Annotated in this window: 18 protein-coding genes; 4 read left to right on the top strand and 14 right to left on the bottom strand. The window is 72.5% G+C overall.

Annotated elements, in window-relative coordinates:
• Positions 1-14: 14 nt before the first annotated feature.
• The 4 genes from FHX81_RS29355 to thyX form a co-directional block, all read right to left on the bottom strand.
• Complete coding sequence (locus tag FHX81_RS29355; protein WP_141981333.1) at positions 15-635, bottom strand: TIGR03085 family metal-binding protein; 621 nt, start codon at positions 633-635, stop codon at positions 15-17.
• A 9-nt stretch (positions 636-644) separates the two neighbouring features.
• Positions 645-2,102: a serine/threonine-protein kinase gene (locus FHX81_RS29350; protein ID WP_141981331.1), complete on the bottom strand. Its 1,458-nt coding sequence runs from the start codon at positions 2,100-2,102 to the stop codon at positions 645-647.
• Positions 2,103-2,174: 72 nt separating this feature from the next.
• A complete protein-coding gene (locus FHX81_RS29345) occupies positions 2,175-2,564 on the bottom strand; it encodes an ACT domain-containing protein (protein WP_141981329.1) in 390 nt (129 codons plus the stop codon).
• 6 nt (positions 2,565-2,570) lie between these two features.
• Positions 2,571-3,323, bottom strand: coding sequence for an FAD-dependent thymidylate synthase (gene thyX / locus FHX81_RS29340; protein WP_141981327.1), 753 nt, complete (start codon positions 3,321-3,323; stop codon positions 2,571-2,573).
• A 170-nt stretch (positions 3,324-3,493) separates the two neighbouring features.
• Here thyX and FHX81_RS29335 point away from each other — a divergent pair, with 170 nt between their 5' ends.
• Entirely contained in the window at positions 3,494-4,024 is a 531-nt protein-coding gene (locus FHX81_RS29335) for a toxin-antitoxin system HicB family antitoxin (protein ID WP_141981325.1), read from the top strand.
• 9 nt (positions 4,025-4,033) lie between these two features.
• Complete coding sequence (locus FHX81_RS29330) at positions 4,034-4,921, top strand: DUF4097 family beta strand repeat-containing protein (RefSeq protein ID WP_141981323.1); 888 nt, start codon at positions 4,034-4,036, stop codon at positions 4,919-4,921.
• Between the two features lie 55 nt (positions 4,922-4,976).
• Here FHX81_RS29330 and FHX81_RS29325 read toward each other — a convergent pair whose 3' ends face one another.
• From FHX81_RS29325 to FHX81_RS29310, 4 genes are all read right to left on the bottom strand, one after another.
• Complete coding sequence (locus tag FHX81_RS29325; protein WP_141981321.1) at positions 4,977-5,564, bottom strand: TetR/AcrR family transcriptional regulator; 588 nt, start codon at positions 5,562-5,564, stop codon at positions 4,977-4,979.
• A 71-nt stretch (positions 5,565-5,635) separates the two neighbouring features.
• Positions 5,636-6,649 (bottom strand): aldo/keto reductase, encoded by a 1,014-nt coding sequence (locus FHX81_RS29320; protein ID WP_141981319.1) that lies wholly within the window; start codon positions 6,647-6,649, stop codon positions 5,636-5,638.
• Between the two features lie 64 nt (positions 6,650-6,713).
• Positions 6,714-7,925, bottom strand: coding sequence for a winged helix-turn-helix domain-containing protein (locus FHX81_RS29315; protein WP_141981317.1), 1,212 nt, complete (start codon positions 7,923-7,925; stop codon positions 6,714-6,716).
• Positions 7,915-8,811 (bottom strand): EamA family transporter, encoded by an 897-nt coding sequence (locus FHX81_RS29310; RefSeq protein ID WP_141981315.1) that lies wholly within the window; start codon positions 8,809-8,811, stop codon positions 7,915-7,917. The genes FHX81_RS29315 and FHX81_RS29310 overlap by 11 nt, the downstream gene beginning before the upstream one ends.
• A 118-nt stretch (positions 8,812-8,929) precedes the next feature.
• On the opposite strand from FHX81_RS29310, the gene FHX81_RS29305 reads away from it, so the two are divergent.
• Positions 8,930-9,481 (top strand): GNAT family N-acetyltransferase, encoded by a 552-nt coding sequence (locus tag FHX81_RS29305; RefSeq protein ID WP_141981313.1) that lies wholly within the window; start codon positions 8,930-8,932, stop codon positions 9,479-9,481.
• A 22-nt stretch (positions 9,482-9,503) separates the two neighbouring features.
• The gene (locus FHX81_RS29300; RefSeq protein WP_141981311.1) at positions 9,504-10,004 is read left to right on the top strand and encodes a VTT domain-containing protein; all 501 of its coding nucleotides are present in this window, start codon (positions 9,504-9,506) and stop codon (positions 10,002-10,004) included.
• Here the strand turns inward: FHX81_RS29300 and FHX81_RS29295 are convergent.
• The 6 genes from FHX81_RS29295 to FHX81_RS29265 form a co-directional block, all read right to left on the bottom strand.
• Positions 9,952-10,329, bottom strand: a complete 378-nt coding sequence (locus FHX81_RS29295; RefSeq protein ID WP_141981309.1) for a PRC-barrel domain-containing protein — start codon at positions 10,327-10,329, stop codon at positions 9,952-9,954. The two genes, FHX81_RS29300 and FHX81_RS29295, sit on opposite strands and share 53 nt — an antisense overlap.
• 62 nt (positions 10,330-10,391) lie before the next feature.
• Positions 10,392-11,180, bottom strand: a complete 789-nt coding sequence (locus tag FHX81_RS41415; RefSeq protein ID WP_211363595.1) for a cellulose-binding domain-containing protein — start codon at positions 11,178-11,180, stop codon at positions 10,392-10,394.
• Between the two features lie 231 nt (positions 11,181-11,411).
• Positions 11,412-11,867, bottom strand: a complete 456-nt coding sequence (locus FHX81_RS29280; RefSeq protein ID WP_141981308.1) for a tetratricopeptide repeat protein — start codon at positions 11,865-11,867, stop codon at positions 11,412-11,414.
• 40 nt (positions 11,868-11,907) lie between these two features.
• Complete coding sequence (gene dapB / locus FHX81_RS29275) at positions 11,908-12,699, bottom strand: 4-hydroxy-tetrahydrodipicolinate reductase (RefSeq protein WP_141981306.1); 792 nt, start codon at positions 12,697-12,699, stop codon at positions 11,908-11,910.
• Positions 12,696-14,003 (bottom strand): M16 family metallopeptidase, encoded by a 1,308-nt coding sequence (locus FHX81_RS29270; RefSeq protein ID WP_425473894.1) that lies wholly within the window; start codon positions 14,001-14,003, stop codon positions 12,696-12,698. Before FHX81_RS29270 ends, dapB begins: the two co-directional genes overlap by 4 nt.
• Positions 14,004-14,098: 95 nt before the next feature.
• Entirely contained in the window at positions 14,099-16,342 is a 2,244-nt protein-coding gene (locus FHX81_RS29265) for a polyribonucleotide nucleotidyltransferase (protein ID WP_141981302.1), read from the bottom strand.
• Between the last annotated feature and the right edge of the window lie 75 nt (positions 16,343-16,417).

The following is a 16,417-nucleotide window of genomic DNA, read 5'->3' as shown; positions in this document are numbered from 1 at the left end:
TCGGCAAGCTGCGACTACATGCTCCGGTCGAGGTCGCGCACCAGCCGCACGGCCTCCGCCGGGCCGTCGTACTCCACGCGCGCGGCGGACCGGCCGAACGCGTGCACCACCAGTTCCGAGACGTGGCCGGTCAGCACCACGGGGTCCGCGCCACGCCTGGCCACGATCGCCTCACCGTCCGGGCGGCGCAGCACCACCCCGGCGGGGCTCTTGCGGTACATCATCCGGGCGGTCGGGGCGAGCCGCCGCCACAGCACCGCGTCTCGTACCGGATCGGGTGAACGCGGCTCCCAGTCGTCCCGGGCCCGGCGGACGTCCTCGTGGTGCACGAAGTACTCGACGGCGTTCACCAGCTCGTCGGCCGGCGCGTAGGGGGACAGCCGGGGCGGGCCGGAGCGGACCAGGTCGACCAGCTCGTCCCACGGCCTGGCGGCGTAGGCGTCCTGGACCCGCCGGGTGTGCCCGGCCAGGGCCTTGACCAGGATGCCCGCCGCCGCGTCGGGCCGGCGTTCCCGCAGCACGAGGTGCGCGGCCAGGTCGCGGGTGCGCCACGGGTCGCACAGCGTGGGCGCGTCCGGCCCGACCTCGGCGAACAGCTCGGTCAACAGCCTGCGTTCGTCCCGCGCGACGCCCATGGCCCCACGTTACTTGGCGTAGACCTGGTCGTTCAGCGCGGTGCCGTCCTTGTTCCACAGCACGCACGCCACGTCGCGGTAGCGCTTGTCCGACGAGGAGGCCTTCGCCGGGTCTTCCAGCCAGATGCCGGAGGTCGGCACGATCGCCACGTACCGCAGCTTGGACTCCTTGTCCTCGGCCGGCACGCGGTCGGACATGAAGTGCAGCGTGCAGAAGTCCTCCGCGTACCCGCGCAGCCACTCCTCGCCCGGGTAGGCCATCTTCGCCGACCCGAACGGCTCGGCCGCCGCGTACACCTCGACCCGGTGCGGCTCGTCGCAGTCGGTGTAGTTGACCGTGGTGTTGGGGTCGACCAGGTTGTCGCCGCACTGCTCGTTGCCCGCCTTGAACTGCGAGGCCTCGATCGTGCCGCCGGGACCGTAGGTGACCGTCTCGGCCATCGCGGCGGGCGGCTGGTCGGTGAACCACCACCGGCCCAGGAAGACGCCCGCGACCAGCAGCGCCACCGCGGCCACCGCCGTGCCGGTGATCAACAGGCCCTTCAGCCACGGCTTCCGCACCGCGGTGGGCGGGGTGTAGTGCATGGTCGCGTTCGGCGGCGGCGCGCCGAACCCGGTCGGCGGCGTCGGCTGGGCGACCGCGCGCTCCAGCATGGCGCGGGCCTGCGGGCCGGTGAGCCGGGCGTTCGGGTCGGGCATCATCAGGCCGGTGATCACCGCGCCGAGCACGCCGTGCGCCCTGGTCAGCCGCGGCATCTCGTTCATGATCGCGTGCAGGGTGGACGCGGTCGTCGAGCGCTCGTAGGGGTTCGCGCCCTCCACGGCGTAGCACAGCGTCGCGCCCAGCGCCCACAGGTCGGAGGCGGGCGAGGCCTCGTTGCCGTGGATGCGCTCGGGAGACATGTAGGCGGGCGAGCCGATGAGGCTGCCGCTGGTGGTCAGGCGCGGGTCGTCCACGGCCTGGGCGATGCCGAAGTCGGTCAGCTTCACCCGGCCGTTCGGCGTGACCATGAGGTTGCCGGGCTTGACGTCGCGGTGCACGATCCCGGCCTGGTGCGCGGAGTCCAACGCGGACAGCGCCTGGATCGCCATGGAGACGACCCGGTCCTGCGGCATCGGGCCGTGCGCGCTGATCAAAGTGGACAGCGTGGCGGCCTCGACCAGCTCCATCACGATGAAGTTCGTGCCGTGCTCGGCGACCACGTCGTAGACGGTGACCACGCCGGGGTCGTTCAGCCTGCCCGCGGTGCGGGCCTCGCGGAGCACCCGCTCCTCCAGCACCCGGCGCTCGTCCGGCGCGATGCCGTCGGGCAGGTGCAGCTCCTTGATGGCCACCTGGCGGCCGATCACGTTGTCCTGGGCGCGCCAGACGACGCCCATGCCGCCGCGCCCCAGCTCGGCGAGCAGGGTGTACCTGCCCGCGATCACGCGGGGTCGGGCGCTCACACCTTGCGTCGGACCAGTCACCGTCACTCCTCGAAACCCCGACCGCGGACCGGGCGGAACGCTACTTCAGACCCCGTCCCGCCCGATCCGGTTTCACGGTTTCGTGACTTCGTGCCCCGAGGCGCGCAACGCCTGCACGGCGCGGGCCAGGTCGGCCGCCTTCACCAGCAGGTGGTCGGTGTCGTATGTGGACAGCGCGAACAGGCTCACGCCCGCCGCGGCCAGCTCGCCCGACAGGGCGGCCATGATGCCGGTGAGCGTGAACTCCAGGGGGCCGCGCACGGTCAGCAGCCGCCAGCCGGGCTGCGCGGTGTCCGCCTCGGGCGCGTGCGCCGACGGGCACACGATCGACAGCTCGTCCGGCGTCCTGGTCACCGAGACCAGGCCGGGTGCGTCGAGCAGCCCGGCCGGGACGGCGGCGTCGGCGGGCAGCCGGGCGACCGTGTACTCATCCGGCCGGACGTCGACGATCAGCCGCTTCACCGGCCGTCAGCCTTCGGTGACCAGCGGGCTGGAGGCGACCTCGGTGCCGTCGGCCAGGGTGGAGATGGTGAAGTCGGCGAACACGTTGGCCGCCGCCTTCTGCAACTGGCGCAGGCACTCCACGGCCAGGGCGCGGATCTCCACGTCGGCGTGCTCGGTGGCGCGCATCGCGATGAAGTGCCGCCACGCGCGGTAGTTGCCGGTCACCACGATGCGGGTCTCGGTGGCGTTGGGCAGGATCGCGCGGGCCGCCTGGCGGGCCTGCTTGCGGCGCAGGGTCGCGCTGGGCACGTCGGAGAACTTCTCCTCCAGGCCTTTGAGCAGCTCGTTGTAAGCGTCGAGGCCGGCCTGGGCGGCGGCGAGGAACTTCTCGTGCAGCTCCGGGTCGTTCGCGATGACGTCCGGCTCGACCATGGCGGCGTTGCGCTCGGGCACGTACCGCTGGGACAGCTGCGAGTACGAGAAGTGCCGGTGCCGGATCAGCTCGTGGGTGAGCGACCGGGAGATGCCGGTCAGGTAGAAGCTGACCGAGCCGTGCTCCAGCACCGAGAGGTGGCCGACCTCGATGATGTGCTTGATGTAGCCCGCGTTGGTGGCGGTCGCGGGGTTCGGCTTGGTCCACGACTGGTAGCACGCGCGACCGGCGAACTCGGCCAACGCCTCGCCGCCGTCGGCGTCGGTCGACCACGGGACGTCCGCAGGCGGGAAGAACTCCGTCTTCGCGATCAGCTGGACGTGCGGGGACACCGTTTCGGTCACGACGAACCTTCCTTGCACTTGGTTTCGCCGGGCAGCCTAGTCGAGCAGCGAGAGCAATCTTCCAGCGTATCGCTCCCGCCCGCCCGCTCTCGGCGCCTCCGCACCGTGCCGTCAGGGACGACATCACCGGTTCCCTTGACTGATGTCATGAATGGCGTCATGGTGGTGTCATGGATCTGTCGCCGTACATCGCAGCACTGCGCGAGGACCTCGCGACGGCCGCTTCCGCCGGGGACGACAGCACGCGGCGCACCGCGGCCCTGCTGTCCGCCGCCTTGGAGCCCGCCGCGCGGCTCGCGCTCATGAACGCACTGTCCGACCTGGCCGCGGAGGTCACCGCGGCCCTCGACGGCCCCGTGGTCGACGTGCGGTTGGACGGACGGGACGTGCAGGTGGTCGTCACCGGCGCGGCCGCTCGGGAGGAGCACGAACCCGAGCCGCAGGAAGTCCCCCGGCCCTCCGCCGGTGACGCCACGCGCGTCACGCTGCGGCTGCTGGACGAGCTGAAGGCCAAGGCGGAGCAGGCCGCCGCGGCGCAGGGGATGTCGCTGAACACGTTCGTCGCGCAGGCCGTGCAGGGCGCGGTCGGCGGGCGGCGCGGCGGGGGTGGCGGTGGCCACAAGCACTGGGGGCCGCCGAGGGAGCAGGCGGGGCGCGAGTCGTCGTCGTCCTCGCGCGTGCGCGGCTGGGTGCAGGGCTGAGGGGGGATCATGGAATCGGATGTCGTTCGGCAGCAGAGCTTCGAGGTCGACGGTGTGGTGGAGGTCGACGTGGCGCTGCTCGCCGGCCGGGTGCGGGTGCACCTGGTCGACGAGCCGGGCGTGCACGTCGAGGTCAAGCACGACCCGTCGCCGGGCGAGTCGTGGTCGGCGGGCCTGAACGGGCTGCTGAACTGGGTGAACAACCAGTTCGGCGGCGCGCAGGGGCAGCCGAGCGGTCCGGCGGACGCGGTGCGGGACGCGCGCGTCGAGCTGTCCGGCGGCCGGGTGAAGGTGCACTCGTCCAAGGCGCTGCCGCTGCGCGCGGTGCCGTTGGGCGTCACGGTGCGCGCACCGGTCGGCTCGCACGTGATCACCAAGGCGGGCTCGGCGGACGTGACCGTGACGGGCGCGGCGGGCCGGCTGGAGGTCCAGACCGGTACCGGTGACGTCACCGCGGACCGCGCCGAGGCGTCGTCGCAGGTCAACTCGGGTTCGGGCAAGGTGCGGCTCGGGCCGATGCCCGGCGGGCTGCGGGCGAAGACGGGCAGCGGCGACATCGAGGTGTCGTCGGTCGGCGGGAACACCGTCATCTACACGGGCACCGGCGACGTGTGGCTCGGCGCCGTGCAGCACGACGTGCAGGTGCGCACGGGCGGCGGTGACGTCACGATCGCCGACGCCGCCGCGGGCCGTCTCCAGCTCGGCACCGGCTCGGGCGACGTGCGCGTGGGCGTGCGGCCGGGCGTGGCGGCCCAGGTCGACCTGGTGTCCAGCTCCGGCTCGGCCCGCAGCGACCTGGACGTCTCCGACACCCCGCCGGTCGACGAACCGGCCCTGTTCATCACCGGCCGCACCGGCAGCGGCGACGCCCTGGTCACCACCGCGACCACGGCCTGACCCGCCGCGAACCAGGCCGCGGCGTGCGCACCCCCGATGCGCGCGCCGCGGCTTCCTAGTCCCGGGATCGGAGTCCGGCCACCAGGAGCGACACCACGGCGTCGAACGCGGCGTCGACGTCCGGGGCGGACCAGTCGGCGGCGTGGGCCGGGTCGTGGAAGCGGGCCGTGGCGTCGAACACCGCCTTCGCGCTCACCGCCGGGTCCGGGGTGGTGAAGTCGCCCGACGCGACGCCGTCGGCGACGATCCTGGTGAGGTCCTCGACCATCGCGGCGATGTGGGCGGCCACGACGGCGCTGTTCTCGTCGACCAGCACGGAGAACGTGGCGAACAGCTCCGGGTCGCCCAACGCCTTCCGGCGCTTGGCCTCGAACAGGGCGGACAGCCAGTCCCGCAGCCGCCGCGGCGCCGGGGTGTCGGCGGCGGCCAGCTCGCTGAGACCCGCGTGCGCCCGGTCGAGCCAGCGCTGGGTGACGGCCTCGCGCAGCGCCGTCTTGGTCGGGAAGTGCCGGTAGACGCTGCCGTGGCTCACGCCCAGCGCGCGTGCCACGTCCACGACGGTCGCCTTGGCCGGGCCGAAGCGGCGCAGGACGTCCTCGGTGGTGCTGAGGATGACCTCAGCGGTCAGTGCGCCTTCCGCCACGTGCCGCTCCCCTGGTGTCGCCCGTTCGTCCGGTCAATTGTGCGCGCACCGGCGGGCCACCCCGTCCCCGGTCAGCGTTCGCTGTCCAGGTGCGCCATCAGGGCGGGCGCGTACCGGTCGCCCGCGGCGGCGTCGGCCGGGACCGCCGCCTCGATCCGGGCCAGGTCCGCCTCGGTGAGCGTGACGTCCTGCGCGCCCAGCGCCTCGGCCAGCCGGTCGCGGCGGCGGGCACCCACGAGCGGCACGATGTCCTCGCCCTGCGCCAGGACCCAGGCGATGGCGAGCTGGGCGACCGTGGCGCCCTTCTCCGCGGCCACCGCGCGCAGCGCCTCCACCAGCGACAGGTTGTGGTCGAGGTTGGCGCCCTGGAAGCGCGGTGAGACCGCGCGGAAGTCGTCGGTCCGCCGGGACGCCGTCCAGTGGCCCGAGATCAGGCCGCGCGACAGCACGCCGTACGCGGTGATGCCGATGCCGAGCTCGCGCGCGGTCGGCAGGATCGACTCCTCGATGCCGCGCGAGAGCAGCGAGTACTCGATCTGGAGGTCGACGATCGGGTGGACCGCGTGCGCCCGGCGCAGCGTGTCCGCGCCGACCTCGGACAGGCCGATGTGGCGGACCCGGCCCTTCTCGACCTCCTCCTTGATCGCGCCGACGGTCTCCTCGATTCCGACCGCCGGGTCCAGGCGGGCGGGGCGGTAGACGTCGACGTGGTCCGTGCCGAGCCGGCGCAGCGTGTAGGCCAGGAAGTTGCGCACGGCCTCGGGCCGGTTGTCGTTGCCGTGCCAGCCGCCGTCCGCGTCGCGCAGCGCGCCGAACTTGACGCTGATGGCCACGTCGTCGCGGTGGCGGTCGCGCAGGGCCCGGCTGATCAGCAGCTCGTTGTGGCCCATGCCGTAGAAGTCGCCGGTGTCGAGCAGCGTCACGCCCGCGTCGACGGCGGCGTGGATGGTCGCCACGCTCTCCGCCTCGTCGGCCGGGCCGTACAGGTCGGACATGCCCATGCAGCCCAGGCCGAGCGCGGAGACCTCGGGACCCGTCGTGCCGAGGACCCGACGACGGGTGACGCGCGGAGTGGAGTTCGTCATGAACTCCACTATGGGACTTGGGCTGACAGATTTCAACATCTGTCAGCCCGTCAGGTGGCGGACGTCACCCCACCACCGCGCCCAACGCCGGCGCCAGGTCGCCCTTCGGCACCACCACGACGTCGTCCAGCTCCAGCCAGTCCGCCATGTGCCGCAGCTCGGCGGCCAGCTCGACCGCGACCCGGCCCACGTCCGCGGTCGGCTCGGAGTGCGCCGCCTGCACGCGCAGCACGCCCGCCGCCCGGTCCGCCTTCAGGTCCACCCGGCCGACCAGCTCGCCGTCCAGCAGGAACGGGAACACGTAGTAGCCGTGCACCCGCTTCGGCGCGGGCACGTAGATCTCGATCCGGTAGAAGAAGTCGAAGATCCGCTCGGTCCGGGCCCGCTCCCAGATCAGCGGGTCGAACGGGCACAGCAGCGCCCGCCCGGTGATCCGGCGCGGCACGCGCGCCTCCACGTGCCGGTACGCGGGCACGCCCCAGCCCCGCACCTCCACCGGCTCCAGCACCCCGGCGTCGACCAGCTCGGCCACCGCCTGCCGGCTGCGCGCCGGCTGCAACCGGTAGTAGTCGCGCAGGTCCGGCTCCGTCGCCACGCCCATCGCCGCGGCCGCCCGCGCCACCAGCTCGCGCGCGCCCTCCTCCGCCGGGATCGTCAGCCGCCGCGCCACCACCTCCGGCGGCAGCACCCGTTCGGTCAGGTCGTACAGCCGCTCGAACCCGCGCCGCGACCCGGTCGTCAGCACGCCCTCGCCGAACAGGTACTCGCAGACCTTCTTGACCTCCGACCAGTTCCAGCCCCAGTGGTCCTTCGCCCGCGGCCCGCCGCCTGCCAGCGCCCGCTCGATCGCGCCCGCGCCGACCGGCCCCAGCTCCTTCACCACCGCCAGGATGTCGTCCACGAGCTGCGGGGAGCGCTCGGCGATCTCCGTGTAGTTCTTCCACCAGCCCGACCGCTTGGCCCCGGAGTGCAGCAGCGGCCAGTCCTCCACCGGGACCAGGCTCGCCTCGTGCGCCCAGTACTCCACCAGCAACCGCGGCTTGCGGGCGCTGTGCGACCACGCCGCGTCGTCCACCAGGGACGGCGCGTAGGCGCCGAGCCTGCTGAACAACGGCATGTAGTGCGCGCGAACCGCCACGTTCACCGAGTCCAGCTGCAGCAACCGGATCCGCGACAACGCCTTGAGCAGGTGCCGCCGGGACGGCTCGGTGACGGGCCGGGGATCGGCGAAACCCTGTGCGCCCAGCGCGATCCGGCGGGCGACGTCAGCGCTCATCTTCTGCACGGACGGATCCTCCCACCGGGGTACGACGTTTCCGCTCGGCCCGCACCACGAGCACCACCGCGACCACCACCAGCGCACCGCCGAGCAGCTGCAACGGCCCGAACCGCTCGTCGGCCAGCCACACCCCGAGCACCACCGCGATCACCGGGTTCACGTACGCGTAGGTCGCCACCGTCGACACCGGCAACTGGCCCAGCACGTAGACGTAGGAGCTGAACGCCAACAACGACCCGAACACCACCAGGTAGACCCACGCCGCCCACGACGACGTGGTGATCTCCCCGGGCGACACCCGTTCCCCCGCGGCCAGCCCCACCACCGTCAACGCCACCCCGCCGGCGAGCATCTCGACCGCCGACAACGCGAACGGGTTCGCGGGCGTGTCCAACCGGTTGCTCAGGAACGACCCCAGGGCCCACCCGAACGCCGCCAGCAGCACCACCCACGGCCCCCACCACGACGACTCCCCCATGTCGTCCGACAACAGCACGGCCAGCCCGCCCAGCCCGATGGCCACACCCGCGTACGTCACGCCGTGCGGTCGTTCCCCGGCGATCCGCCGCATCAGCACCACGTACAGCGGCACGACCGCCACCAGCAGCGCCGCCAGCCCCGACGCCACGGACTGCTCGGCCAGCACCACGAGCCCGTTGCCCCAGGCCGGCAGCAACAACCCCAGCAGCACCGCCGAGCCGAACTGCCGCCGCGTCATCCGCAGCCCGCCGCGCCACGCCACCACCAGCGCGAGCACCGCGCCCGCGACGAGGAACCGCGCACCCCCCGACACCAGCGGCGGCATCGACTCGATGGTGAACTTGATGCCCAGGTAGGTGGAACCCCAGACCACGTACACGACGCCCAACGCTGCCCAACGCACGTCACCGACGCTGTCACGCCGACCCGCCCGGGATCACGCGGATTTCCGCCACCGGTGCCCGAAGGCGAGCCGATCACCACGCGCCCGCCCGCCACCGGGCGGCCGATAGGGTGCCGACATGGCCGACGCCACCGTGCGCACCGCGCAGCCCGACGACGTGGCGGAGATCGCCCGCATCCACCGCGACACCTGGCGCACCGCCTACCGGGACCTGGTGCCCGCCGAGGTGCTGGACGGGCTGGACGTGGACCGGACCGCGCCCGCGTGGGCCGAGGCGGTCGCGCACGGCCAGGTGTTCGTCGCCGCCGAGGGGCAGTGGACCGTCGGGTTCTGCGTCGCCGGCATGGCGCCCGAGGACGAGGTGGCGCGCGCGGACGGCTCGCTGCCCGACGACGCGGCCACGACCGCGCTGCTGCACGTGCTCGTGGAACCGCGCTGGGGACGGCGCGGCCACGGCGGCAGGTTGCTCGCCACCGCCGCCCTGCGCCTGCGGGAAGCGGGTGCGACCAGGGGTGTCGCGTGGGTCCCGGAGGCGGACAAGGCGTCGATCGGCTTCTACGGCCGGGCCGAGTGGGCTGCCGACGGCACCGTGCGGACGCTGGACGCCGGTGGGCGACCGTTGCGCGAAATCAGGGTTACCGGGGGGTTGTCCCTACTGCTGGAGCCTTGACCGCACGGGTAGCGTCGCCGGGGTGCTCGCGTGGTTGTGCCTCACGTTCAGCGTCGCCTTCGGCTCCGCCCTGTTACCCCTGATCAGCATCGAGCTCTTCGTGCTCGGCCTGGTGACCCAGCAGCCGGGCATCTCGTGGTGGTGGATCGGGCTCGCGGTGGCGCTGGGCCAGGTGCTGGGCAAGATGGTCTACTTCCTGGCCGCGCGCGGGTCGCTGCGCCTGCCCGCGTTCCTGAAGCGCGAGGAGAAGAAGGCCAAGCCGCTCTCGCCGCGGCGGCTGAAGTGGAGGGCGCGGCTGGAGTGGGTGCGCGTGCGCTGCCACCGGCACCCGCACTGGATGTTCGGCACGCACGCGGTCAGCGCGGTGGTCGGCCTGCCGCCGTTCATGTTCACCACGGTGCTCGCGGGACTGGCGGGCATGTCGTCCTGGTTGTTCGTCTCGACCAGCGTGGTCGGCCGGTTCGCCCGGTTCAGCGTGCTCGCCGCCTCACCTGCCGCGGTGGCTGGCTGGTGGGTGCACTAGCGCCGCGCCGGTGGCGCACCAACCGCTGCTCGGGCAGCGTCAGCCCGTAGTGGTCGTGCAACTCGGCCTGCTCGGCCTCGGAGAGCTCCCGGTCGCCGACCTTCGGCGCGTCCTCCACCTCCCGCTTCTCGACCGGCACCACGAGCCTGCGGTCGCGCACCTGGGCACCCCGGATCGGCACCAGCGTGGTCCCGCCGTCGCTGCGCACGGTGGCCCACAACGGGCGGCCACCGGCCAGCCACAGCTCCGCGACCGGTCCGATGGGCCGGCCGTGCCGATCCAGCACGTCGCAGTCGTAGAGGCGGTCCACCGCTGATCGATCCATGCCTCTTCGGCTACCCGGCCATTCGGGTGATCGCACGGTGAACCACCCGGTCGTGTGACCGCCTACCGTCGCTCGCCGGAGTGGTCACCCACCCGCCCGAGGTGGCGGCGCACCACCAGCAGGACGGCGATGCCCACCGCCGCCACGAGCAGGCTGATGACCAGGCCCAGGCGCAGCGCGTCCACCCCGCTCTCGGGGCTGATGTCCGCGGACAGCACGACCGCGGGTTTCGGTGACGCGGTCGGCCAGTCGAACGTCCCGGAGGCCGCCGCCGACTCGGAGGTCGAGCTCGTGGCCGACGCCGAGGACGAGGACACCGACGTCCTGGTGGTGGTCGTCGTGGAGGCCGTCGTCGCGCTCGTGGCGGACGGTGCCGCGGCGGTCGTCGTCGTTGCCGACGGCTCCGGAGCGCCACTCGTCGGGGCCGCGGTCACGACCGAGCCGGTGCACGGCACGCCGTCCACGGTGAACGAGGTGGGCGCGGGGTTGCTGCCCGACCAGGTGCCGTTGAAGCCGACCGTCACCGACCGGCCCGTGCCCACCGCGCCGTTGTGCCCGGCGTTGCGCACCCGCACGGCGGCGCCGGCCTGGGTGAACACGCCGTTCCACGTCTCCGAGCTGATCTTCTGCCCGGCCGTGAACGCCCACTCCAGCGTCCAGCCCGACAGCGGGTCGCCCAGGTTCGTGAGGGTGACCCGCGCGCCGAACCCGCCGCGCCACTGGTCCGTGATCGCGTAGTCGACGTCGCAGCCCACCGCGGCCCGCGCGGTGGCGACCGGCAGGACGAGACCGGCCGCGACCAGGGCCGCGACGACGGCGAGCGCCGCCCGGACGATCCGAGCGAAGTGCATGGGGACTCCAGGGGAGGACGTGCGGCGGTTCGCCTGATTCTTCCCCAGGAGATCGGCTCGGTCAGCCCAAGGTGAGCGCAACGCCCAGGGCGATGGCGACGACCACGCAGGCGACGGTCAGCCGCAGGTTCTCGCAGGTTTTGACCATGTCACCTACGGTAACCACGCTCACCGAATGATCCAAGGCAAGAGAACGTTAAGTCCGAATGAATCACGTCTCACCCGGCTGGTCTACACCGGATTCGTCGGCGACCCGTAGAGGTCGATCGCCTTCCGCATCGTCTCCCGCGCCCGGCCGCGATCCCCGGCCAGGTCGTAGGCCTGCGCCAGCAGGAACCACGTCCGCCAGTCCCGCGGGCGCGCCTCCACGTCCGCGCGGCGCTGCTCGAACCACGCGTCGGCCGCGTCCCGGTCCACCCGGCCGGACGGGCGGCGCGGCAGGTCCGACGTGTCGAGGAGACCGCCCTCGGCGTCGAGCTGCCGCGCCATCCGCTGGGTGGTGAAGCCGAACCTCAGGTTCGTCCACGCGATCCACGCGCCGATCAGCGGCAGCACCAGCACGCCGACGCCGAGGCCGATGCCGACCGGGTCGCCGGTGCCCAGCAGCACCACGGCCCGGCCGCCGAGCAGCACGAAGTACACCACCAGGGCGGCGGTGACGAGGAACGCGACGGTCCTGGTCTTCACGACTGCTTCCGCTCCATCGGGCTTCGCCCCATCGGGCGGATCAGAGGTCCATGTACTTGTCGAGCCCCACGGACAGCCCCGGGTGCCGCGCGATCGACCGCACGGCCAGCAGCACGCCCGGCATGAACGACTTGCGGTCCAGCGAGTCGTGCCGCAGCGTCAGCGTCTCGCCCTCCGTGCCGAACACGACCTCCTGGTGCGCGATCAGCCCGGCCACGCGCAGCGAGTGCACCCGCACGTCGCCGACGAGCGCGCCACGGGCGCCGGGCGCCTCCTGGGTCGTCGCGTCCGGCATCGGGCCCGACCCGGCCGCCTCCCGCGCCTGCGAGATCAGCCGGGCGGTGTGCGCGGCCGTGCCGGAGGGCGCGTCCACCTTGCGCGGGTGGTGCAGCTCGATGACCTCGGCCGACTCGTAGTAGGGGGCGGCCAGCTCGGCGAACCGCATGGACAGCACCGCGCCGATGGCGAAGTTCGGCGCGACCAGCACGCCCAGCTCCGGCTTCCGGTCCAGCCACTCCGACACGGTGCCCAGCCGCTGGGCGTCGAACCCGGAGGTGCCGACCACGGCGTGGATGTCGTTGTCGACGCAGAACCGGATGTTGTCCATCACCACCTCGGGGCTGGTGAAGTCGACCGCGACCTGCGCCCCGGCGTCGGCCAGGTTGAACAGCCAGTCGCCCGCGTCGACCATCGCGACGACTTCCATGTCCGGCGCGGCCTCGACCGCGCGGCACACCTCGGCGCCCATGCGGCCCCTGGCGCCGATGACGCCCACGCGGAGCGGTTCGGCCGGAGACCTGGTGGCAGGGTCGAGCGGGGACTGGGCAGTCAAGAGATCACCTCGTGCACCTGGGGCGGCAGATCGTCGGCGTGAGCGTAAGGGCCGACCACGGCGGCGGCGACGGGGCGTCGCAGCAAGTCCCGCGCCAACGCGGCCACGTCGGCCGCGGTGACCGCGTCGATGCGCGCCAACGTCTGCTCCACCGACAGGTAGTCGCCGTAGTTCAGCTCGCCCTTGCCGATGCGCGACATCCGCGAGCTGGTGTCCTCCAGGCCCAGCACGAGCCCGCCGCGCAGCTGGCCCTTGCCGCGGGCCACCTCCGCGTCGCTCAACCCCTCGCGCGCCACGGTGGACAGCACGTCGCGCACCACGCCCGCCACGTCGCCGAGCCGGTCCGGCTGGCAGCCCGCGTAGACCGACCACGTGCCCGCGTCCGCGTACAGGCCGACCGACGAGTACACCTGGTAGGCCAGGCCGCGCCGTTCCCGGACCTCCTGGAACAGCCGCGAGCTCATCCCGCCGCCCAGCGCGGCGTTGAGCACGTTCAACGCGAACCGGCGCTCGTCGTGCCGGTCCAGGCCGCGCACGCCCAGCATCAGGTGCGCCTGCTCGGTGTCGTCGGAGTGCAGCACCAGCTTGCGCGACCCCGGGATGCGGGCCCGGCCGGCACGCGGCGCGACGGGCGTGCCGACGCGGTCGAGCCGGTCGCCGATCTGCTTGCGCACCAGGCGCATCACCTGCGCGTGGTCGATGTTGCCCGCCACCGCGAGCACCATCCGCGGCAGCGTGTACCGCTTCTTGTAGAAGCCGAACAGCGCGTCGCGGTCCATGTCCCCGATGGACTGCTCGGTGCCCAGCACCGGCCGGCCGAGCGCGTGCTCGCCCAGCAGGGCGTCCAGGAACGCGTCGTGCAGCAGGTCTTCCGGGTCGTCGTCGCGCATGGCGATCTCTTCGAGCACGACGCCGCGCTCGGTCTCGAAGTCGCGCGGCTCGCACAGCGCGTCGAACACCACGTCGCACACGAGGTCCATGGCCAGCGGCAGGTCCTCGTCCAGGACGTGCGCGTAGTAGCAGGTGTGCTCCTTGGCGGTGAACGCGTTCAGCTCGCCGCCGACCGCGTCGATCTCCTCCGCGATCTGCGCCGCCGTGCGCCGTGCCGTGCCCTTGAACAGCAGGTGCTCCAGGTAGTGCGCGGCGCCCGCGACCTCGACCCGCTCGTCGCGCGACCCGACCTGCACCCACAGGCCCACCGACGCCGACCGCACGCCGGGGATGCGCTCGGTGATGACCCTCAGCCCCGACGGCAGCACGCTGCGGCGCACGGCCAGACCCGCGTCACCGCGTTCCAGCGACACCGTGCTGCCGGGCTTCTGGAGGTGCCCGAGCCTGCGCGGAAGCGGACGGCCGCGAGTGCTGGAAGCACCCGCGGCCGTCCCGTTGACGCTCGTCGTCACTGCGCGGAGGCCTCGGCCTCGGCGGGTGCGGCGTCCTGGGCGGGGTTGTCGGCAGCCGGGGCCGCGTCCGCGTCCTCGTTCACCAGCACCAGGCTGATCTTGCCGCGCTGGTCGATGTCCGCGATCTCGACGCGGAGCTTGTCGCCGACGTTGACGACGTCCTCGACCTTGTTGATGCGCTTGCCGTTGCCCAGCTTGGAGATGTGGATCAGGCCGTCCTTGCCCGGGAGCAGGGACACGAACGCGCCGAACGCCGCGGTCTTCACCACGGTGCCCAGGAAGCGCTCGCCCACCTTCGGCAGCTGCGGGTTCGCGATCGCGTTGATCAGGCCGATCGCGGCCTCGGCCGACGGGCCGTCCGCCGCGCCGACGTAGATCGTGCCGTCGTCCTCGATGGAGATGTCGGCACCGGTCTGCTCGGTGATCGAGTTGATCATCTTGCCCTTCGGGCCGATGACCTCGCCGATCTTGTCGGTCGGGATCTTGACCGACGTCACGCGCGGCGCGAACGGGCTCATCTCGTCCGGGCTGTCGATGGCCTCGGCCATGACCTCCAGGATGGTCAGGCGCGCGTCGCGAGCCTGGCCCAGCGCGCCCGCGAGCACGTCGGACGGGATGCCGTCGAGCTTGGTGTCGAGCTGGAGCGCGGTGACGAACTCCTTGGTGCCGGCGACCTTGAAGTCCATGTCGCCGAACGCGTCCTCGGCGCCGAGGATGTCGGTCAGCGCGACGTACTCCGTCTTGCCGTCGACCTCGTCGGACACCAGGCCCATGGCGATGCCCGAGACCGGCGCCTTCAGCGGCACGCCGGCGTTGAGCAGCGACATCGTGGACGCGCAGACCGAGCCCATGGACGTCGAGCCGTTGGAGCCCAGCGCCTCGGACACCTGGCGGATCGCGTAGGGGAACTCCTCGCGCTTGGGCAGCACGGGCATCAGCGCCCGCTCGGCCAGCGCGCCGTGGCCGATCTCGCGCCGCTTGGGCGAGCCCACGCGGCCGGTCTCACCGGTGGAGAACGGCGGGAAGTTGTAGTGGTGCAGGTAGCGCTTGTGCGTCTCCGGGGACAGCGAGTCGATCTGCTGCTCCATGCGCAGCATGTTCAGCGTGGTGACACCCAGGATCTGAGTCTCGCCGCGCTCGAACAGCGCCGAGCCGTGCGCCCGCGGGATGACCTCGACCTCGGCCGACAGCGACCGGATCTCGGTGAGGCCGCGGCCGTCGATGCGCACCTTGTCGCGCAGGATGCGCTGGCGCACCAGCTTCTTGGTCAGCGAGCGGAACGCCGCGCCGACCTCCTTCTCGCGCCCCTCGAACTGCTCGGCCAGCTTCTCCAGCACCGACGCCTTGACCTCGTCGATGCGGGACTCGCGCTCCTGCTTGCCCGCGATGGTCAGCGCCTGCGCCAGCTCGCCCGCGCCGGCCTGCTCGACGGCCTCGAAGGCGTCGGGCTGGTAGGCCGGGTAGGTCGGGAACTCGCCGGTGGCCTTCGCCGCGACCTGCGCGAGCTGCGCCTGCGCGTCGCACAGCACCTTGATGAACGGCTTGGCGGCCTCGAGGCCGGCGGCCACGACCTCCTCGGTGGGCGCCTGCGCGCCCTCGCCGATCAGGTCGATCGCCTTCTCGGTGGCCTCGGCCTCGACCATCATGATCGCGACGTCGTCACCCACCACGCGACCGGCGACGACCATGTCGAACACGGCCTTCTCCAGCTGCTCGTGGGTCGGGAACGCCACCCACTGGCCCTCGATCAGCGCCACCCGGACGCCGCCGATGGGGCCGGAGAACGGCAGGCCCGCGAGCTGCGTGGACGCCGACGCGGCGTTGATCGCCACGACGTCGTACAGGTCGGCCGGGTTCAGGCTCATCACCGTGATGACGACCTGGATCTCGTTGCGCAGACCGTCCACGAAGGACGGGCGCAGCGGCCGGTCGATCAGCCGGCAGGTCAGGATCGCGTCGGTCGACGGGCGGCCTTCGCGGCGGAAGAACGAGCCGGGGATGCGGCCCGCGGCGTACATGCGCTCCTCGACGTCCACCGTGAGGGGGAAGAAGTCGAAGTGCTCCTTGGGGTGCTTCGACGCCGTCGTCGCCGACAGCAGCATCGTCTCGTCGTCCAGGTAGGCGACGACCGAGCCCGCCGCCTGGCGCGCCAGGCGGCCGGTCTCGAAGCGGATGGTGCGCGTGCCGAACCGACCGTTGTCGATCACAGCGGAAGTCTCGTGGACCTCGATGTCCGTCATATGGGTACTCCTCGTCATGCGGGTCACAGCGCGCTCGTGGCGCGGGATCGCGGTTCGGACGAGGCCGGTCTTCGA

This window comes from Saccharothrix saharensis, from assembly GCF_006716745.1.
Taxonomy (GTDB): Bacteria; Actinomycetota; Actinomycetes; order Mycobacteriales; family Pseudonocardiaceae; genus Actinosynnema; species Actinosynnema saharense.
The sequence above is the reverse complement of the archived record's forward strand: the minus strand, read 5'-3'. Positions and strand labels throughout refer to the sequence as shown.